The organism is Pseudomonas sp. NFACC43, assembly GCF_900119645.1.
Lineage (GTDB): Bacteria > Pseudomonadota > Gammaproteobacteria > Pseudomonadales > Pseudomonadaceae > Aquipseudomonas.
Map to the genome: position 1 here is coordinate 41,330 of NZ_FPKK01000009.1, position 20,680 is coordinate 62,009.

15 protein-coding genes are annotated in these 20,680 nt (G+C 62.5%); 13 read left to right on the forward strand and 2 right to left on the reverse strand.

The window, feature by feature from the left end; translation table 11 throughout:
- Window positions 1-1,145: 1,145 nt before the first annotated feature.
- From BT179_RS27230 to accC, 4 genes are all read left to right on the forward strand, one after another.
- A complete protein-coding gene (locus tag BT179_RS27230) occupies window positions 1,146-1,913 on the forward strand; it encodes a methyl-accepting chemotaxis protein (RefSeq protein ID WP_371264406.1) in 768 nt (255 codons plus the stop codon).
- Window positions 1,914-2,098: 185 nt separating this feature from the next.
- The gene (gene aroQ, locus BT179_RS16690; RefSeq protein ID WP_072397824.1) at window positions 2,099-2,551 is read left to right on the forward strand and encodes a type II 3-dehydroquinate dehydratase; all 453 of its coding nucleotides are present in this window, start codon (window positions 2,099-2,101) and stop codon (window positions 2,549-2,551) included.
- Between the two features lie 48 nt (window positions 2,552-2,599).
- On the forward strand, window positions 2,600-3,064 hold the full coding sequence (gene accB, locus BT179_RS16695; RefSeq protein WP_072397825.1) for an acetyl-CoA carboxylase biotin carboxyl carrier protein: 465 nt from the start codon (window positions 2,600-2,602) through the stop codon (window positions 3,062-3,064).
- A gap of 17 nt (window positions 3,065-3,081) precedes the next feature.
- Entirely contained in the window at window positions 3,082-4,437 is a 1,356-nt protein-coding gene (gene accC, locus BT179_RS16700; RefSeq protein ID WP_072397826.1) for an acetyl-CoA carboxylase biotin carboxylase subunit, read from the forward strand.
- Between the two features lie 76 nt (window positions 4,438-4,513).
- On the opposite strand, the gene BT179_RS16705 is transcribed toward accC, so the two are convergent.
- A complete protein-coding gene (locus BT179_RS16705) occupies window positions 4,514-8,344 on the reverse strand; it encodes a dermonecrotic toxin domain-containing protein (protein WP_256343850.1) in 3,831 nt (1,276 codons plus the stop codon).
- A 321-nt stretch (window positions 8,345-8,665) separates the two neighbouring features.
- Between BT179_RS16705 and prmA the strand changes: the two genes are divergently transcribed.
- The 8 genes from prmA (at window position 8,666) to BT179_RS16745 (ending at window position 18,984) form a co-directional block, all read left to right on the forward strand.
- Window positions 8,666-9,544 (forward strand): 50S ribosomal protein L11 methyltransferase, encoded by an 879-nt coding sequence (gene prmA, locus BT179_RS16710; RefSeq protein WP_072397828.1) that lies wholly within the window; start codon window positions 8,666-8,668, stop codon window positions 9,542-9,544.
- A gap of 30 nt (window positions 9,545-9,574) precedes the next feature.
- Window positions 9,575-10,804 (forward strand): DUF3426 domain-containing protein, encoded by a 1,230-nt coding sequence (locus BT179_RS16715; RefSeq protein WP_072431725.1) that lies wholly within the window; start codon window positions 9,575-9,577, stop codon window positions 10,802-10,804.
- Window positions 10,805-10,988: 184 nt separating this feature from the next.
- Complete coding sequence (gene dusB, locus BT179_RS16720; RefSeq protein WP_072397830.1) at window positions 10,989-11,996, forward strand: tRNA dihydrouridine synthase DusB; 1,008 nt, start codon at window positions 10,989-10,991, stop codon at window positions 11,994-11,996.
- Window positions 11,993-12,313: a DNA-binding transcriptional regulator Fis gene (gene fis / locus BT179_RS16725; RefSeq protein WP_025211617.1), complete on the forward strand. Its 321-nt coding sequence runs from the start codon at window positions 11,993-11,995 to the stop codon at window positions 12,311-12,313. Before dusB ends, fis begins: the two co-directional genes overlap by 4 nt.
- A gap of 83 nt (window positions 12,314-12,396) precedes the next feature.
- Complete coding sequence (gene purH / locus BT179_RS16730) at window positions 12,397-14,004, forward strand: bifunctional phosphoribosylaminoimidazolecarboxamide formyltransferase/IMP cyclohydrolase (protein ID WP_072397831.1); 1,608 nt, start codon at window positions 12,397-12,399, stop codon at window positions 14,002-14,004.
- Window positions 14,005-14,158: 154 nt separating this feature from the next.
- On the forward strand, window positions 14,159-15,454 hold the full coding sequence (gene purD / locus BT179_RS16735) for a phosphoribosylamine--glycine ligase (protein ID WP_072397832.1): 1,296 nt from the start codon (window positions 14,159-14,161) through the stop codon (window positions 15,452-15,454).
- Window positions 15,455-15,553: 99 nt separating this feature from the next.
- Window positions 15,554-18,325: a hybrid sensor histidine kinase/response regulator gene (locus tag BT179_RS16740; RefSeq protein WP_072397833.1), complete on the forward strand. Its 2,772-nt coding sequence runs from the start codon at window positions 15,554-15,556 to the stop codon at window positions 18,323-18,325.
- Between the two features lie 62 nt (window positions 18,326-18,387).
- Window positions 18,388-18,984 (forward strand): MarC family protein, encoded by a 597-nt coding sequence (locus tag BT179_RS16745; RefSeq protein WP_072397834.1) that lies wholly within the window; start codon window positions 18,388-18,390, stop codon window positions 18,982-18,984.
- Between the two features lie 12 nt (window positions 18,985-18,996).
- Here the strand turns inward: BT179_RS16745 and BT179_RS16750 are convergent, their stop codons facing one another.
- Window positions 18,997-19,815 carry a hypothetical protein gene (locus BT179_RS16750; RefSeq protein WP_072431724.1) on the reverse strand — a complete coding sequence of 273 codons (819 nt, stop codon included), beginning with the start codon at window positions 19,813-19,815 and terminating at the stop codon, window positions 18,997-18,999.
- Between the two features lie 214 nt (window positions 19,816-20,029).
- On the opposite strand from BT179_RS16750, the gene BT179_RS16755 reads away from it, so the two are divergent.
- Window positions 20,030-20,680, forward strand: coding sequence for a hypothetical protein (locus BT179_RS16755; RefSeq protein WP_072431723.1), 651 nt, complete (start codon window positions 20,030-20,032; stop codon window positions 20,678-20,680).

Here is a 20,680-nt window from a genome sequence, read left to right on the forward strand (position 1 = left end):
TCCTTTTGGTGGCCGTGTGTCTTGGCCTCGGCGCCACGCTCTGGTGGTCTCAGATCGCCCTGGAGCGCCCCTATTTGCTGATGGAGCGTTACCTGGGGCTGTCACGGCAATTCCAGGGCGAGGTGGCTCGCAACATCGAGGACTATCTGGCCAGCGGCGACGCCCTGCGCCTGAGCGCCGCCACCCAGGCCCTCGAAACCTTGCAACAGGATCTGGACCAGTTCCCGCCGGAACTGGCACAGGGCCTGCGCCCGAGCCTGTCGAGCCTCGATGGCTTCAGCAAGAACGATCTGCTGGCCGCCGGCAAACTGGCCGCAGATCCCCAGGCCCTGCTGCTGCAGGCCGAACGTGAGCTGAGCGCCAACCTGGACCGCCTCGCCCAATACGCCAACGGTGCACCCGCCTACCTGGCCCCACTGTTCGCCGCATCGCAGCATTTGGGCCGGCTGTCGCTGACCCGGGAAAAAATGGTCAGCGGCGGCCGCAGCGAACTGGCCGCCGACGTCGAACGGGAATTGGCCAATATCCGCACCCAGGCCGAACAGATCGATAGCCTTCCGTTGCTCGGCGTAACGGCCAGCAGCGAATCCGGCAGCGATGACTTCGCCGCACTGATGGGTCTGGAAACCCAGGAAAAGACCGCCGCCGAAGACGCCGGCATTGCCCTCAAGCGTGAACTCAACAGCCTGCTTGGCCGTTATCCGGCAGAGCTGGGACGCACCCAGGCACTGATCCAGAAGCGCACCGAGTTGAGCAACGCCACGCACCTGAAAACCGCCGATGTGCAGCAGGCCATTGATGCCATGGAGCCCGCTGTGCGTGCCCAGCACGGACAGATCCAAGGAGAGGTCCGCTTGATCCAAGGCGTGATGATCGGCCTGATCCTGCTGATCGCCCTGCTTATCGATACCCTGCAACGACGCCTGGCCCGGACCCTGACACACCTGGCGCCCGCGCTATCGACCTGGGCCGAAGGCGACTTCAGTCGCGATATCCATGTCGGCGCCAGCAACCGTGAGTTGCGGGACATCGAGGCATCGCTCAATCGACTGCGCGCTTATCTGACAGACCTGGTAGGGGCCATCCATTTGAATGCCGAGCAGGTCGCCGGCAGCAGCCGGGCCCTGGCCGAGCTGAGTGCGCAAATGCACAGCGGCGCGGAGCACCAGGCCGGCGACACGGCACTGATCCGCGATTCCCTCAGTGAACTGGAGGCGACCATCCAGCAAGTGGCCGGTGACGCCAGCCAGGCCGCGCAGGCCAGCCGCAGCGCCGGACACGCTGTGGAACAGGGGCAGAAAGTCATTGGGCTGAGCCTCACCGGGCTGCATGCACTGGTGGGCGAGGTGCAAGGCAACGCGCAGATGATCGAACAACTGGCCGAGGAATCGGCCACCATCGGCGGCGTGCTGACGGTGATCCGCTCGATCGCCGACCAGACCAACCTGCTGGCCCTCAACGCCGCCATCGAAGCCGCTCGAGCCGGGGAAATGGGCCGGGGTTTCGCGGTGGTGGCCGAGGAAGTGCGCTCCCTGGCGCAGCGTACCGCAGGGGCCACGGCCGAGATCCAGGCCCTGATCGCGCGCCTGCAACTGGCCGCGCGCCAGTCCGTGGACGGCATGCGCGCCCAGGTCGAACACGCCGAGGCCACCGCCAACCAGGCCCAAGCGGCCGACGGTGCACTGGACAAGATCGTCGATGCCATCCAGACCATCGCCGACACCGCGGTGCGCATCGCCGACGTCACCGCCCAACAGAGCGGCGCGGTCAGCGAGATTCGCGATCACAGCGAACGCATCCACCAACTGGGCGGGGAAAACCTGCTGCGCATCGGCCAGGGCCGGGAACAGGGTGACAACCTGTTGGTCCTGGGTGGGCGCCTGCACACCGCCGTGCAAGCCTTTCGCGTCTGACTCGCGGCACAGCCTGCCAATCCAGGCTTTTGCGCCACGGATGACCGGTTTTTAGAGCACGGTCACAAATTTCGCGCAAACATCGGTCATCGTGCTGGCTATTGCCGAGAACTGGACAGTCATAAAGGCTTTGCGGCATAGTCGCCGGGTTCTGACACCTGCTCACGGATAACAAGGAACAGCAGATGGCGACCCTATTGGTCCTGCATGGACCCAACCTGAACCTGCTTGGCACCCGCGAACCGGGCGTCTACGGGGCCGTCACGCTCGCTCAGATCAACCAGGATCTGGAGCAGCGGGCCCGCACCGCCGGCCATCATTTGCTCTATCTGCAAAGCAACGCCGAGTACGAACTGATCGACCGCATTCATGCCGCCCGCGACGAAGGCGTGGACTTCATTCTGATCAATCCCGCAGCTTTTACGCATACAAGTGTCGCATTACGTGACGCGCTGCTGGCGGTGAGCATCCCATTCATCGAAGTGCATTTGTCCAACGTGCACAAACGCGAACCTTTCCGCCATCACTCCTATTTCTCCGATGTAGCGGTAGGAGTGATCTGCGGCCTTGGCGCCAGCGGTTACCGACTGGCCCTGGAGGCCGCCCTAGAGCAGCTTGAAAGACAGGCAACAGCTTGAACAACAAGCGTTAAACGCCCCTGACCGACCCTTGGGAGTTGATGATTCATGGATATCCGTAAAGTTAAGAAACTGATCGAATTGCTGGAAGAGTCCGGCATCGACGAGCTCGAGATCAAGGAAGGCGAAGAGTCCGTACGTATCAGCCGTCACAGCAAGACTCCGGCCCAGCAGTACTACGCCCCGGCCCCTGTGCAGGCTCCGGCCGCCGCACCGGCTCCGGCCGCACCTGCTGCAGCTGCTGCTGCTCCAGCCGCTGCCGCCGCGCCTGCGCTCAACGGCACCGTCGCTCGGTCGCCAATGGTAGGCACCTTCTATCGCAAGTCGTCCCCAACCTCGCCGTCCTTCGTTGAAGTGGGCCAGACCGTGAAGAAAGGCGACACCCTGTGCATCGTCGAAGCCATGAAGATGATGAACCACATCGAAGCTGAAACCAGCGGTGTGATCGAGTCCATCCTCGTTGAAGACGGCCAGCCGGTTGAGTATGACCAACCGCTGTTCACCATCGTTTGAACCGCGGAGAGCCTTTGATGACTGCGAAGCTGGAAAAAGTCCTGATCGCGAACCGCGGTGAAATCGCCCTGCGAATCCTGCGCGCCTGCAAAGAGATGGGCATCAAGACCGTCGCCGTTTATTCCAAGGCCGACAAGGAACTGATGCACCTGGGCCTGGCAGACGAGTCCGTCTGCATCGGTCCGGCATCGGCCGCGCATTCCTACCTGCACATCCCGGCGATCATCGCCGCGGCCGAAGTGACCGGCGCCACCGCCATTCACCCAGGCTATGGCTTCCTGGCGGAAAACGCCGATTTCGCCGAACAGGTCGAGAACTCCGGTTTTGCCTTCATCGGCCCGAAAGCCGAAACCATCCGCCTGATGGGCGACAAGGTTTCGGCCAAGCACGCGATGATCGCGGCCGGCGTACCCACCGTTCCAGGTTCCGACGGCCCGCTGCCTGAGGACGAGGAAACCGCCCTGCGCATCGGTCGCGAAGTCGGTTATCCGGTGATCATCAAGGCCGCTGGCGGCGGCGGTGGTCGCGGCATGCGCGTAGTCCACAAGGAAGAAGACCTGATTTCCTCGGCGAAGCTGACGCGCTCCGAAGCGGGCGCGGCGTTCGGCAACCCGATGGTCTATCTGGAAAAATTCCTGACCAACCCACGCCACGTCGAAGTCCAGGTACTGTCCGACGGCCAGGGTCACGCCATCCATCTGGGCGACCGCGACTGCTCGCTGCAACGTCGTCACCAGAAGGTCCTCGAAGAAGCGCCTGCACCGGGCATCGACGAGAAGGCACGCCAGGAAGTGCTGGCCCGTTGCGTCAAGGCCTGCATCGACATCGGCTATCGCGGCGCCGGTACGTTCGAGTTCCTGTACGAGAACGGTCGTTTCTACTTCATCGAAATGAACACCCGTGTTCAGGTGGAGCACCCGGTTTCGGAAATGGTCACCGGTATCGACATCGTCAAGGAGATGCTCAGCATCGCCGCCGGCAACAAGCTGTCGTTCACCCAGGATGACGTGGTCATTCGCGGTCACGCACTGGAGTGCCGGATCAACGCCGAAGACCCGAAAACCTTCATGCCAAGCCCAGGCACGGTCAAGCATTTCCATGCCCCGGGCGGCAACGGCGTTCGTGTCGACTCGCACCTGTACAGCGGTTATGCCGTTCCGCCGAACTACGACTCGTTGATCGGCAAGCTGATCACCTACGGGGCGACCCGCGACGAAGCCATGGCGCGCATGCGCAATGCGCTGGACGAAATCGTGGTGGACGGGATCAAGACCAATATCCCGCTGCACCGCGACCTGACCCGCGACGAAGGCTTCTGCGAAGGTGGCGTCAACATCCATTACCTGGAGCACAAGCTGGCCAACCAGCATTGATGCCCGTGTGATGTAAAAAAGACCCCGGTCCGTTGGCCGGGGTCTTTTTTTTCCTTTCCCAGTGACAATGAACGGGTCAGCTCAGCGCCACCGTGGGGAACGCGTGTGCCTCGATCTGGGCCGAGGTCGCAGGTCGGCCCTGGAAGGTGAGCACCGCACCGTTGGCACTGGCCGCCAGCGGTTCGCTGCGTACGCGCGCCATGAATTCACGCGCCCGCGCCGACACCGGGTCGGAACTCTTCTTCGCCCTGGCCAGCACCGGGATGTAATAGCGCTCGACCTGGCTGCGCGAGGTCTTGAAGACCGAGGTCATACCGCTGCGCAGGTCCAGCGAGACTCCATAGGTATTGCCGAAGCAGGATGAATACGACCAGTGATCCCAGGTGGGTCGCAACCCCTTGCGCCTCATCGCCGACCTCACCCGACCGCCAATGTCAGCCCCCGTCAGCCAATCTCCCCCCGCCAGCGTGGCGCGGATATCCTTGGCCGCACCGCCCAGGCGCCGGATCACATCCCCCAGGCTGCGCTCGATGAGGGCACGGATATTGTGATCGAAATGGATGACAGCCCCCACCCTGGTGCTCGGGTTATACAACGAAGCGATTACGCATGTCTGGGCGTTCAGCGAGAACAGATAGTTGTCCGCCACCGATTCGCTGAACCTTGCCACCACCGCCTCGCCCTGCAACGCGCCCCTCGATACATCCGGGTAGACATGGCCAGGAAACGCTTCGCGCAGGTCCTTCACGCGCCCGAGGACCAGCACATCGTCGGCGCCGCCCCTCAAGCCGACTTTGTCGTGCACCCACTTGCCATCCCCCATCCTGCGGATGGGCAGTTTGTACAAGGCATCGGGACGACTGGCGTCCACCAGGCACAGGCCACCGAAGTAAGGGTCCTCTTTCACCTGGTAGTACTTGCCCTTGCTGCGTATGTAGTACTTGTTTTGCGGCTGCGACGCGCTGGAGGGGCTGCGATAGGTACCCTGGAAGAGGCCTTCATCGGTCACCCGCTTCAGATTCCCAGGGGGTTTGCCGACCGCCTGCCTTGGCTTGAAACGGATGGGCTGGACGACCGGCCCGGTGTCCTTGGCGATGACCGGCGCCACGCGCCGCAAACGCTGCGCGGACAATGACATCGGCGTCATGACCTGTTTCAGGCTCCTGGCTCCATTGCCCACCAGGGAGGCAAGGGTTCCGGCTCCCAGCGCGGCGAAGAATACGCCCCAGGAGGCCATCAGCCAGTAAGCCAGGGCGCGATCCGTGTCGCCTTGCCCATGCGCCTCGGCGGCCTGCCTGACGCTGGCGGCGATGAAGACCGCATCCAGCAGCAGGGCAAAGGGCGGGTACACCAGGCACACGGGGGCAGACGCAAACAGCAGCCCCTTGATCACCTGCTCCCTGATGACCTCGGCGCGGCTTTTGGTGACATCTTCCACATCGCTGATGGCGCGCTCTACCCAGGCATCGAACTCGGTCCGGATATCGATCACCCGATTGAACTCGCGCAAGGTATCGAGGCCACCTTTCGATGCCTGCAGGACCAACAGCGAGCGCCTGACGGCCGTGCGCGCAGCGAGTGCGACTCGCGCCAGCACGTAGTCATGCAGACGCGCGACGACCTTGCCGGTGAAGTCGCGGTACGGGCGGAACGTGACGCCGTCCGGAGCGTCAGGCGTGTACAACCAGGAAAAACCCTTCGGATCGAAGTAGGTAAAGACGTAGACACCCATGACGATATGGCCACCCACGGAGAACCTGATCACGCCTTCGCGCTGCACCAACGAGCCCGAGTAGACCGGGCCGACCGTGGGCACCGACTCGCTCAGCAGGGTGACCTGGCGTGTAAGCCACCAGAATTCGTCGGCGCTGAGCTGGGACTTGCCTGTTGCGACACGCAGGTCGCGGTCCATCCGGGTCAGCAGCAGATTGCGGTAGGCACTGCGCCGCCTGGCGTACTGCGGGGTGCTGGCGTCGAGAAACCGGGTACGGACCTGCGCCGCATATTGCTCGCCCAGATACGCCCGCCGCAGATACGACGCCAGCTCCGCACTGCGAACCTGGCTCAGGTCCTGCCCCACCGATGAGCGCACACCTTTTGCGGGATGGTCGATCCCTGAGTTGTCGTCATAGCCGTAGATGGCGAGATCCAGCAGGCTGGCGACCTGCGTCTTGCCAGCCGCCAGCCCGGGGCTGTAGTCGATGAGCACCGTCGCGGGGTCCACCGGCTCCTGGACACCCTTGCTGCGCATGTAGGGTGCGATCGCCTGGGTGACGACGCGCCTGGCGAAATCGGCGAACACTTCATAGCCCGCAAGCGCTTTGTCGAACACCTGCTGATGCCTCAGGAGCTCCTGGCTCAAGCTGCTGATGTTACGCCGTGACTCCAGGGGTAGCGCGCTGTACCAAAGAGGCGATTCGTCCTGCTCCACTTGCGCGAGGTTGTGGGCAAGGCCGGTTGCGACGATGTCACCCACGCAGGCCTGGAAGCCGGTCACCGTGGCCCTGGGATCCTTGCTGGCGCTCCAGAACGATGGCTTGTCCGCCACCTTGGCAAAGTATTCCCGGGCCACACTCCGATCGGCTGGAGAAATCCGCTGCAACAAATATTCGCGACCCGCTTCACTTCGGGTCCAACCGCCGATCTCCACGCTGACCGCCCACAGCGATGGCAGCTCGATCCACTCCTGGCCATCCGGCTTGTCCGGGGCATACAGCAGCAGATCACCTTGCAGGTCATGGCGATAGAACAGCAAGACGTCGGTGCATTTCAATGCGTTTGGCAGCACTACCCCGGCCACCTGGAAAAGGCTGCCCGCCTGTACCATGGGGCCGCCTGTGCACAGGGCTTTCACCGCGTCATGGTGGGCAGGTTTCAAATGGCCCGCGCAACGGGCGACGAACGCGCTATGCAGAAGCCGCGCCACGAACCAGTCGAACAAGGCGTCCTTCAGGTCGTCGCGGCCATAGCGGCTGACCAGCGCCTGCCGGTAGCCGGCCGGAGCGTCCACCTGGGTCAGCAACTGAGTAATGAAGGCGGATGAAAGAGGCTGGTTGCGCAACATGCCGCCGTTTTCCACCAGGAACACCGAGACGCTGTCCTGCCTCAACGGCCCCACCGTCAACAGCTCGCTCAGGCTGTGGGCCCGCACCGGCTGGTCGATGACGGTTCGCCACAGCAACTGCACGCGAATACTGTCCGGCTCGACTTCCATGTCCAGCTCATGCCTGACGTACTCCCTGGCCAGTTGCCGCGCAAAGGCCCGTAGCGAACCCAGGCCATCGAGCAATTCATCCACCAGCGCCGCCGCTTGGGTGGACAGCTCCTGCAACGTCTCCAGTTGCGTACGCTCGGCCTCGCCCAGGGTTCGCAGCCAGTCAGGCAACTGCCCGCGAGTCATTGCCTCAAGACTCCGTCGCTCCAAAGGCGTAGCCAAGGCGGTCAATCGATTGCCGCGACGCCATGAGTCCTGGAACAGCTCGATCGTCTCTCGGAGCTCATCGACGTCCAGGCCCGCCAGTCGGGCAGGCTGGAAAGCCAGGTCGATGAGAGCCATGTGCTCGTTGAGTCGCTGCCCGACCCTCTCTCCAAGCTCTGGGTCGAGACCAGTCATCCGCCAATGGCGCCGCAGATAATCCTTGTAGTGATCGACAAGACCCGATGCGACCCCTTCGACTGTCTGGGCGATGACCTCCTGGCGCTCGGCCGCGAATCCCCGGTCAGCCGCCCCCTCCCAACGGTAGGGCGCATCCTGCTCTTCATCGATGACCACCAGTTCCCGGTCGATCAATCGCTGCAGCACCGTGTCCATCAGGGTGCCTATGAAATGCGGATCGATGTTGCCTTCGTAAAAGTGTGTGCGCAGCTCGACTAGCAGACGCTCCTCCAGCACCTCCAGAAAAGTCATCTGGCTGTTCCATCGAGCATCGAGCGCAGCCTGCCATCGAGTCAGTTTCTGCAAAATGCCCTGTGCAGTTTCCCCCTGGGGGGAAGGCACCGGCCCCGTGCCGTTCGCCTTCCCTTGCCGTTCGGCAGTGTTGTCCATCACATTCCTCCCTGTCGTGTGGACCCGCACCTTATCCGCCCCGCGTCGTGCCGGGGCCATACATATGTATATCGGCCAGGAGACGAGCCACGCTTATCCACTTTGACCTCGACCTGGCGTACACTGCGCAGCTTTCGCAGCCCTGGGGCTGCTCCTGTAGATTTATTTCCAAAGGTGCCCGCCATGCCTTGGCTGCAAGTACGCCTGGCCATCCGCCCGGAACAAGCCGAAACCTACGAAGACGCGTTTCTCGAAGCAGGCGCCGTGTCGGTAACGTTCATGGATGCCGAAGACCAGCCGATCTTCGAACCGGAACTCAATACCACCCCGCTGTGGGCCCACACCCACTTGCTGGCGCTATTTGAAGGCGGCACCGAGGCGGCTGGCGTACTGGCCCATCTCGAAGAGCTGACCGGCAGCCCGCTGCCGGAACATCACAGCGAAGTGATCGAAGACCAGGACTGGGAACGCAGTTGGATGGACAACTTCCAGCCGATGCGCTTCGGCCAGCGCCTGTGGATCGTGCCAAGCTGGCACGCGGCGCCCGAACCCGACGCGGTAAACCTGCTGCTGGATCCGGGGCTGGCATTCGGCACCGGTACCCACCCGACCACCGCGCTGTGCCTGGAATGGCTCGATGGCCAGGACCTGAAAGGGTGCAACGTGCTCGATTTCGGCTGTGGCTCGGGCATCCTGGCCATTGCCGCGCTCCTGTTGGGCGCCAGGGAAGCGGTGGGCACCGACATCGACATCCAGGCCCTGGAAGCCTCTCGCGACAACGCCGGGCGCAACAACATCGACCCTGAGCATTTCCCGCTTTATCTGCCGCAGGACTTGCCACAGGTCCAGGCCGATGTGCTGGTGGCCAACATCCTGGCCGGCCCGCTGGTCTCCCTGGCCCCGCAACTGTCGAGCCTGGTCAGGCCGGGTGGGCGCCTTGCGTTGTCGGGCATCCTCGCCGAACAGGGCGCGGAAGTCGCCGCCGCTTATGCCGCGGACTTTGACCTGGACCCGATCGCCGATCGTGATGGCTGGGTGCGCATCACCGGACGTCGGCGCTAGAATGACCGCCTGTATCCACCGGATTGCCGCATGACCGACAGCTTCGTCACCCAGTGCCCGCATTGCCACACCAGTTTCCGCGTCAGCCATACTCAATTGAGCGTGGCGCGCGGGGTGGTTCGCTGCGGCTCGTGCCTGCAGGTGTTCAATGCCGCACGGCAATTGCTGGAACAACGCGCCGCCAAGGAAACCGCTGTCCCCATTGCCCCACCGGTCAAGCCTGTCGCCACCGAAGCGCCGCCCCGTGCCATCAGCCAGAAACAGTGGACCGCCGCCGAGCTGGACCTTGATGACCTGGACAAGGAGCTGGCTCGCCTGGAACGGCGCGACAAACGGGCGCCGGGCACTGCCGGTCGACGCCGCGAAGACAATCTGAGCGCACAACGCGATCCCCTGTCCGACGAGCAAGAGGCTTGGTCCGACAGCCTGTACAGCGAATCCCCCGCCGAGCGCTTCGAGGCCGTCACCCAGGCGCCGATCGAGCCGTTCTCGCCTCATGAGCCCGCCCGACCGCCGCGCACCGAGCCTTCCCTGTCCCTGACCCTAGAGCCCCTGGAGCCGGACGACGAACCTGTCGCCCCGCTACGCCTGGAGCCCGTGGACGAGCCCGGTGAACATCTCGAACGCCTGTCTGCCACCGACGACCTCGACGAAGAGCCGGAGCCGGCGACGCCGCCGCGCAAGAAACGCGAGCGCCAGGAACCCGGGATTCGCGCCGAAGTCCTGCAGGACCTGGACGACGACCCGTTGCGGCTGGACTGGCGCAAGCGTCGCTCGCCATGGGGCCGACGCTTGCTGTGGAGCCTGTTGATCCTGCTGGCCACCGCGGCCCTGGCCGGACAATACATCGCCTATCACTTCGAAGAACTGGCCCGCCAGGATCAATATCGCCCCTGGTTCCTGCAAGTCTGCCCGGTCATCGGTTGCGACGTTCCATCCAAGGTCGATATCGCGAAGATCAAAAGCAGCAACCTGGTGGTACGCAGCCACCCGGAGTTCAGTGGCGCCCTGGTGGTGGACGCGATCATCTACAATCGTGCGCCCTTCTCCCAGCCGTTCCCTCTGCTGGAACTGCGGTTCGCCGACCTTAACGGTCACCTGATCGCCAGCCGTCGTTTCAAACCCGGGGAGTACCTGGGCGGCGATGTCGAAGGCCTTGGGGAAATGCCCCCGCAGACACCGATCCACATCGCACTGGATATCCTGGACCCGGGTCCCAAGGCGGTGAACTACAGTCTGAGCTTCCATTCGCCCGAGTGAGGCGACCCGCGTCAGGCGAATGACGACGGCTTTCTGGGCGACCCCACCCAGACCAAACCGCTGGCGATAACGAATCAGCTGTTCAGATTTTATCCAATTCGATCTTTATCCAGTCATCGAGAGCGGGTATCATGCCAACCCTTTTTCGAAGTCTCATGATCCGGCCCCACTTCAGGGAAGTCCTATGTCGGCGGTACGCATCGGCCCATATACATTGCAGAACGGTCTGGTTCTCGCCCCCATGGCGGGCGTCACCGATCAGCCCTTTCGTCAGCTGTGCAAGCGACTGGGTGCAGGTTTAGTGGTTTCGGAAATGGTCACCAGCGACATGACGCTGTGGAACACCCGCAAATCGCGTCTGCGCATGGTCCACGAAGGTGATCCCGAGCCCCGCTCGGTACAGATCGCCGGTGGCGATGCGCAGATGCTGGCGGAAGCGGCCCGGGCCAACGTGGCGTTGGGGGCACAGATCATCGACATCAACATGGGCTGCCCGGCGAAAAAAGTCTGCAACAAGGCTGCCGGTTCCGCGTTGTTGAAGGATGAGGCCCTGGTTACCGAGATCCTGCAGGCGGTCGTCGCCGCGGTCGATGTGCCGGTGACCCTGAAGATCCGCACCGGGTGGGACCGGGAAAACAGGAATGGCCTGACGGTGGCGAAGATCGCCGAACAGGCGGGGATCACGGCACTGGCAGTCCATGGCCGCACCCGTGCCGACCTGTACACCGGCGAGGCCGAGTACGACACCATCGCCGCGATCAAGCAGGCGGTGTCGATTCCGGTCTTCGCCAATGGCGATATCGATTCGCCCGAGAAGGCCCGGTACGTGCTGGACGCGACCGGTGCCGACGGCCTGTTGATCGGCCGGGCCGCCCAGGGGCGGCCGTGGATTTTCCGTGAGATCGAACATTTCCTGCGCACCGGCGAAAAGCTCGCTGCGCCGCAATTGTCCGAGGTGGAACGAATTCTGCTGGAGCATCTGGCCGCGCTGCATGCCTTCTACGGAGAAGTCATGGGCGTACGCATCGCTCGCAAGCATGTGGGCTGGTATCTCGCAACCCTGCCGGGCGCCAGGGAGTTTCGCGCCCGCTTCAATCGTTTGGATGGTACGCAAGCACAATGCGCCGACGTTCAGGCCTTCTTCGCTGAACGTTACAAGAGCCTGACAGGGGACGAAGGGGTGGCCGCATGACGATGATGACCGAGACTTTAGTGAGTGGAATAACACCCGTGAGCGACAACGTGAATTTGAAACAGCACCTCAATACGCCCAGCGAAGAGGGTCAGACCCTTCGCGGGAGCGTCGAGAAGGCGCTGCACAATTATTTCGCCCACCTTGAGGGCGCTGCCGTCACGGATGTGTACAACCTGGTGCTTTCGGAAGTCGAGGCACCCCTGCTCGAAAGCGTGATGAACTACGTCAAGGGCAACCAGACCAAGGCCAGTGAGCTGCTGGGCCTGAACCGCGGCACCCTGCGCAAGAAACTCAAGCAGTACGATCTGCTGTAAGCATTCAATCAAACCAGAAAGGCGCCCGCGTAAAAAACGGTCGCCTTTTTTGCTGACTTCCCTTGCTTTTGATGGAAATTGAAATGACCGACCAGACCACCCGCCTGCCGATCCGCCGCGCCTTGATCAGCGTCTCCGACAAGACCGGGATCCTCGAATTCGCCCGTGAGCTGCAACAGCTGGGCGTCGAGATTCTCTCCACCGGCGGGACCTTCAAGCTGCTGCAGGACAACGGCGTCGCCGCAGTGGAAGTCGCGGACTACACCGGTTTCGCGGAAATGATGGACGGTCGGGTCAAGACCCTGCACCCGAAGATCCATGGCGGGATCCTGGGCCGTCGCGGCATTGACGATGCCATCATGAACGAACATGGCATCAAGCCGATCGACCTGGTGGCGGTCAACCTCTATCCGTTCGAAGCCACCATCAACAAGCCAGGCTGCGACCTGCCGACCGCCATCGAGAACATCGACATCGGCGGCCCGACCATGGTTCGCTCCGCAGCCAAGAACCACAAGGACGTGGCCATCGTGGTCAACGCCAGCGACTACGCCAGCGTGCTGGAGAACCTCAAGGCCGGCGGCCTGACCTATGCCCAGCGTTTCGACCTGATGCTCAAGGCCTTCGAACATACCGCCGCCTATGACGGCATGATCGCCAACTACATGGGCACCGTGAACCAGGCCGCCGACACCCTGAGCACCGAAGGCCGCAGCGAGTTCCCCCGCACCTTCAACAGCCAGTTCATCAAGGCCCAGGAAATGCGCTACGGCGAGAACCCGCACCAGAGCGCGGCATTCTACGTCGAAGCCAAGCCTGCCGAAGTCGGCATCGCCACCGCCACCCAGCTGCAAGGCAAGGAGCTGTCGTTCAACAACGTGGCCGACACCGATGCCGCGCTGGAATGCGTGAAGAGCTTCGTCAAGCCGGCCTGCGTGATCGTCAAGCATGCCAACCCGTGTGGCGTAGCGGTCAGCCCGGACGCCGAGGGCGGTATCCGCCAGGCCTATGAACTGGCCTACGCCACCGACACCGAATCGGCCTTCGGCGGCATCATCGCCTTCAACCGTGAACTGGACGCCGAGACCGCCAAGGCCATCGTCGAGCGTCAGTTCGTCGAAGTGATCATCGCCCCTTCGGTCAGCGAAGAAGCCCGCGCCATCGTCGCCGCCAAGGCCAACGTGCGCCTGCTGGCCTGCGGCCAATGGTCGGCCGACCGCGCACCGGCCTGGGATTACAAGCGTGTCAACGGCGGCCTGCTGGTTCAGAGCCGTGACATCGGCATGATCGGCAGCGACGATCTGAAAGTCGTGACCCAGCGCGCCCCCAGCGAGCAGGAAATCAACGACCTGATCTTCGCCTGGAAAGTGGCCAAGTACGTCAAGTCCAACGCTATCGTCTACGCCAAGAACCGCCAGACCATCGGTGTCGGCGCCGGTCAGATGAGCCGTGTGAACTCGGCCCGCATCGCCGCGATCAAGGCTGAACACGCCGGCTTGCAGGTCAAGGGCGCTGTCATGGCCTCCGACGCGTTCTTCCCGTTCCGCGACGGCATCGACAATGCCGCCAAGGTGGGTATTACCGCAGTGATCCAGCCGGGCGGTTCGATGCGTGACAACGAAGTGATCGCAGCCGCTGATGAAGCCGGCATCGCCATGGTATTCACCGGCATGCGCCACTTCCGTCATTGATACACCGATCAACTGTGGGAGCGAGCCTGCTCGCGATAGCGTCGGATCAGTCAACATTGAAGTCCACTACACGCCGCCATCCGAGCAAGCTCGCTCCCACAGAAAAGCATCTGCGCGATGCTCAACAGAATCAGCGTCATCCGAGGTTTTTGAAATGAATGTTTTGATCATTGGCAGTGGCGGCCGTGAACACGCCCTGGCCTGGAAAGTGGCCCAGGATTCGCGTGTGCAGAAGGTCTTCGTGGCACCGGGCAATGCCGGCACCGCCATCGAAGCCAAGTGCGAAAACGTCGCCATCGACGTGCTGGCCCTGGAACAGCTGGCCGATTTTGCCGAGAAGAACGTCTCCCTGACCATCGTCGGCCCGGAAGTGCCGTTGGTGGCCGGTGTCGTCGACCTGTTCCGCGCCCGTGGCCTGGATTGCTTCGGTCCGACCGCCGGTGCCGCCCAGCTGGAGGGCTCCAAGGCGTTCACCAAGGATTTCCTGGCACGTCACAAGATCCCGACCGCCGACTACCAGAACTTCACCGAAATCGAACCGGCCCTGGCCTACCTGCAGGAAAAGGGTGCTCCGATCGTGATCAAGGCCGATGGCCTGGCGGCCGGTAAAGGCGTGATCGTGGCCATGACCCTGGCCGAGGCCGAAGCCGCCGTGCGCGACATGCTGGCCGGCAATGCCTTCGGCGATGCCGGCTCCCGCGTGGTGATCGAAGAGTTCCTCGACGGCGAAGAAGCCAGTTTCATCGTCATGGTGGACGGCAAGAACGTCCTGCCGATGGCCACCAGCCAGGATCACAAGCGCGTCGGCGACGGCGACAGCGGTCCGAACACCGGTGGCATGGGCGCATACTCCCCAGCCCCGGTGGTCACCGCCCAGGTGCACCAGCGCGTGATGGACCAGGTGATCTGGCCGACCGTGCGCGGCATGGCCGAGGAAGGCAACGTCTATACTGGTTTCCTTTATGCCGGCTTGATGATCGACAAGGCCGGTAACCCAAAAGTCATCGAATTCAACTGCCGCTTCGGCGATCCTGAGACCCAACCGGTGATGTTGCGCCTGCAGTCGAGCCTCGTGCTGCTGGTCGAAGCCGCCCTGGCCCAGGCGCTGGACAAGGTCGAAGCCCAGTGGGACCCGCGCCCGAGCGTCGGCGTCGTACTGGCTGCCGGAGGTTATCCGGGCGACTACGCCAAGGGCAGCGTGATCCATGGCCTGGACGCAGCGGCCCAGCAGGAAGGCAAGGTCTTCCACGCCGGTACTGCGCTCAAGGATGGCCAGATCGTCACCGCCGGCGGTCGCGTACTGTGCGCCACTGCCATGGGCGCCAGCGTCGACGCCGCCCAGCAGCAAGCCTACAGGCTGGCCGCCGCTATCGACTGGGAAGGCTGTTTCTACCGCAAGGATATCGGCTATCGTGCCATTGCCCGCGAGCGTGGTGAAAATCTGCAATAACCCGGCCTTTCAGCCAGGCAGGGGCGTGTGGCCCTTGCCTGTCTGCCGGGACGCCGCGCATAGTTATAATCTGGCATCAACCTTTGAAGGGAACTCGCCGTGCGCTGGCTCAGGATTGCCATAGGCTTTACCGTTACCCTGCTGACGCTGCTCTGCATGCTCCCGGCCCAGGCCGCGCCAGGCAGTGGTTGGGCGGTATTGCTCGACGAACAGGGCGACCTGAAGCTGAGCGACATCCGCTCCGCCCGCTACACCAATCAATTCAGCCCCATCGACCTGGACCGCCTCAAGGCGGCCGAACCGGGGGGCGCGCTGTGGTTGCGCTTTCGCCTGGCGCCCGACAAACATGAACAGATCCTGCGTATCTTCGCGCCCGACCTGTCGCGCCTGAACCTCTACGTACTGGACGGCGACGCACTGATCGACCAGCAGATCGGCGGTAATGCCCAGCCTCGCACCGAGCCTTCGGTGCCCAGCAGCGACGTCATGCTGGCCCTGCCCCGCAGCGACAAGCCCCTGGATGTCTACCTCAGGCTGGCATCGCGGCACGAACTGCGTCCCTATATCACACTGCAACCGGCAATCATGGCCGCCGCCGACCAGAACCAGACCCTGATCTATGGGCTGCTGTTCGGCTGCATCGCCATGCTGATCCTGCACAACCTCACCCGCTACGCCTACACCCGCTCACGCAGTTGCCTGTGGCTGGCGGCCTGTGAAGGGCTGCTGATGCTAAGCCTGGTGCTGTTGCTGAACCTTGCGGGAGGCTGGCTACCGGACTGGCCAGCGGTGCAGACGCCTGGCGCCTACCTGGCCCTGCTGCTGACCGCGCCCTGCGGGCTGATGTTCGCCTACCGCTTTTTCGCGCCCCTGGGGCCGCACCCGCTGAATCGGCTGCTGCTGGGGGACATCGTCTTCATCATGCTGTGCTGCCTGTTGCTGCTGTTCGTCAACACGCTGCCGCTCAACATCATGACCTATGCGTTGGTGGCCCTGGCCGGCCTGAGCATGCTGTTCGTCAGCGCCTGGCACTGGCAGAAGGGCTACCGCCCGGCCCGGCTGTTCGTCGCGGCCATGGTGGTCTTCAACCTCGGCACGCTGATCATCCTGCCCGCGCTGCAAGGCCTCACCGAAGTGGCACCCCAGGGCCTGATCGTCACGTTGCTGGTGTTCATCTGCATCAGCGGTCTGCTGATGAGCGTCGCCCTGGGCGAGCGCCAGCGCTCGATCAACGAAAGTCGTTTCAGCATCAGCCGCGACCTGGCTGCCAGCAACGCCGAGATCAATGCCAAGGCGGAATTCCTGGCCAAGATCAGCCACGAGATCCGCACCCCGATGAACGGCGTGCTGGGCATGACCGAACTGTTGCTGGGCACGCCACTGTCGGTCAAGCAACGCGACTACGTGCAGACCATCCACAGCGCCGGTAACGAGCTGCTCACCCTGATCAACGAGATTCTCGACATCTCACGGCTTGAATCCGGCCAGATCGAGCTGGACGACGTACAGTTCGATCTCAACGCGCTGATCGAGGATTGCCTGAGCATCTTCCGCGCCAAGGCCGAACAGCAGAATGTCGAACTGATCAGTTTCATCCAGCCCCAGGTACCCCGGGTAATCAGCGGCGACCCGACGAGGCTGCGCCAGGCGTTGCTGAGCCTGCTGGAAAATGCCCTGAAGAAGACCGACGAAGGCGAAGTACTGATCGTCGTGGCCCTCGACGAGCGCAGCAAGCAGCCGCGCCTGCGCATCGCGGTGCAGGACAGCGGATCGCCCATGGATGCCGAGGAGCGCGACACGCTGATGCACGCCGAATTGCACAGCAAGAACTTCCTCTCGGCCACGCGCCTGGGTGGAAACCTGGGCCTGGTCATCGCCCGCCAGCTGATCATGCTGATGCACGGCGAGTTCGGCATCAAGAGCGGCAACCAGGGCAGCACCCTGTGGCTGACCCTGCCATTGGACCCGGACCGCCTCGAACACCCGACCTCCGACCTCGACAGCCCACTGCAAGGCGCACGGGTGCTGGTGGTCGACGACAACGAAACCTGCCGCAAGGTACTGGTGCAGCAATGCAGCGCCTGGGGCCTGAACGTCAGCGCGGTGCCATCGGGCAAGGAGGCCCTGGCGCTGCTGCGCACCAAGGCGCACCTGCGCGATTATTTCGACGTGGTCCTGCTGGACCAGAACATGCCAGGCATGACCGGCATGCAACTGGCGGCCAAGATCAAGGAAGATCCAAGCCTGAACCACGATATCCTGCTGATCATGCTCACCGGCATCAGCAACGCGCCGAGCAAGATCGTGGCACGCAACAGCGGGGTCAAGCGCATCCTCGCCAAACCGGTGGCCGGTTATACCCTCAAGACCACCCTGGCCGACGAGCTGAACCAGCGCAACAGGGGCCACGCCCCCAGTTCCCCGGCAAGCGCGGGGCCTACCGCCCCGGTGAAGGTACCCAGCGACTTCCGCATCCTGGTGGCCGAGGACAACAGCATTTCCACCAAGGTCATCCGCGGCATGCTCGGCAAGCTCAACCTGCAACCCGACACCGCCAGCAACGGCGAAGAAGCCCTCAAGGCGATGAAGGAGCAACGCTACGACCTGGTCCTGATGGATTGCGAGATGCCGATCCTCGACGGTTTCTCCGCCACCCAGCAATTGCGTGCATGGGAGATGGGCAACCAGCGGACCCGCACGCCGGTGGTCGCCCTGACGGCGCACATCCTGGCCGAACACAAGGAACGGGCCCGCCAGGCAGGGATGGACGGTCATATGGCCAAGCCGGTGGAACTGTCGCAACTGCGTGAGCTGATCGAACACTGGGTGGCCCAGCGCGAACAGCAGAACCGCACGGCGCAAACGTCCTGAGCCGACAGACGTCCCATCGCCTGATAGACTCCCGTCGTCCTTCTCTGCCTTGAGCCTCGACCATGCTCCATGTGCTGTTCAGCGTTTACCTGAAGATGCTGGTGCTCTACAGCCCCTTCTTCGTGTTGTCCTGTTTCATCAGCCTGACGCGTGGCTATTCGCGCAAGGAACAACGGCGCCTGGCCTGGAAGGTCGCGATCGCAACGCTGGTCTCCAGCGTCTTGCTGTATTTGTTCGGGCGGGTGATTTTCACTGTGTTCGGCATTACCGTGGATGCGTTCCGTATCGGCGCTGGCAGCGTGCTGTTCATCTCGGCGCTGGGGATGGCCCAGGGCAAGTCGGCCGTACAGACCGACAACGTTCAGCAGGACGTGACCATCGTCCCGCTGACCATTCCCCTGACTGTCGGCCCTGGCACCATCGGCGCCTTGCTGGTGATGGGCGTGAGCCAGCCGCACTGGGACGACAAACTCACCGCCATCGTCAGCATCGCCCTGGCCAGCTTCACTGTCGGCGTCGTGCTCTACCTGTCCAGCCGCATCGAGCGGATCCTGGGTGACCAGGGCTTGCAGATCGTCAGTCGCTTGATGGGGCTGTTTGTCTGCGCGCTGGCGGCGCAGATCATCTTCACAGGGGTGAAAGGCTATCTGGGGCCATAGCCCGACGCCCCTTCACCCCAGCCTGCGACGGTTGAATCGCTGGCGCAGGACTTCCCTGCGGTGCTCGCCCAGGTACTCTTCGATGTCCTGCCGGAACTCTTCGTAGCGCGCCGGATTGAAGGTCACCAACGATTTGCCGCGAAAGATTTCCCGCGCCGAGGACTGCCAGTTCACGAACAGTACGCCGCCGTTACTCGAAGTACCGACCTGCCTGATCGAGGCAGACGAAGCGATCAGGGTACCGTTGGCCAACTGCTCGCAAGGGATGACCGACAGGCGCGCCCCTTCGGGCGTCTTGACCTGGCTGTTGAACAGGTTGAGGGTGTTGTTGTCCTGCTTCAGGCCGTCGATCGTGGTGTTCACCACGGCACCGAGCACCGAAGCCGCCGGCACGCTGGCCTTCACCCCGTCGATGATCCCCCTGACGATATCGCTGATGACATTGTCCATGTCCACCCGCTGGGAGCTTTCGGAGTAGCGGGTGTAGCCATCATCGGCCACGAAACACCCCAGGTCCCGCAGACAGTGAATAAAGGCGTCGTACCAGGCCAGGGTGTTCTTGCCGCGAGGCACTTCGTAGTTGGCCTCCATGATCGCCATGGTCATCAGGTTTTCCATGATCGCCATGTTGGTGAGCGACATGTTCGTGCCGTAGCCCAGCAACGCATCCCCCAGCATCAGTGCATCCAGGGCCTTGGTAGGGCTGTCATGCATTTCTGCGGAACGACGCACGCGTCGATGGGCAGAAGCCAGCGCCTTGCGCCTGTCGATACGGGCGCCGATCAGTTCAATACTTTGTTCAACGCTGATTTTACTTTCAAACTGTTCCATATAACTTTCCTTGGTTATTCAATGACCGCTCCTGCGGACCAGCGTCAATCTAATTTATTATTCAAACGCACTACAACTCCGCCCCATTACAGCGTATGTAGTTACAACCGCTCATTACAATAAAATATTCAGCCTCAAAATAAGCGGCGTTAGCCATACACACTTTTCTCCTTGCACTGTATTTATAAAAAAACATTCCCAAGGAGAATCTTCCATGAACGACGAATCATTGACCGGACTGGTCACAGGCCCCAATCTGCTGTCTTATATCGAAACGCTGTCCCTGCAGGACCACAACGATATTGCCGATTGCAACAACATCGCCACCCAATCGGCGGACCTCGGCCATGACCGCTACACCGACGCCAAGGGCTGGTTCGAAGAATATGCCCGCACCCTGAACTTCCTCGGCTGGGCGCTACATGGCGACTCCATCTTCACCCGCACGCAACATCTCGTATCGGGCTCCGTGGCCGACTTCCTGGTCCAAAGCGCCTGGTCCATGAGGGATTCGCGGCAGGCGAACGCCATGATCGACACCCTCGACGCGTTGAAGATCGAGCGCCTGGCCATGCTTTCATTCGACAATGAAACCCGGGAGGGGGAATCGTTCCAGATCATTCCGGCTCGCTACGACACCCAAAACAATCTGAACATCGCCGTGTATAAACTCCAATTGAACGTGAACATCAAGAAGCGTGGTTTTCTGTTCTGGAACTGGGAACAGCGCTCGGCCACAATCACCCAGCAACGCATCTTTTTAAGATTGGACAGGAGCGAACTGGAGCGCAAGCGCGGACTGATCAGGAACAAACTGAACGAGCAATCCATGCGGCGATTCAATTTAAGGAGAATCGCCTCATGA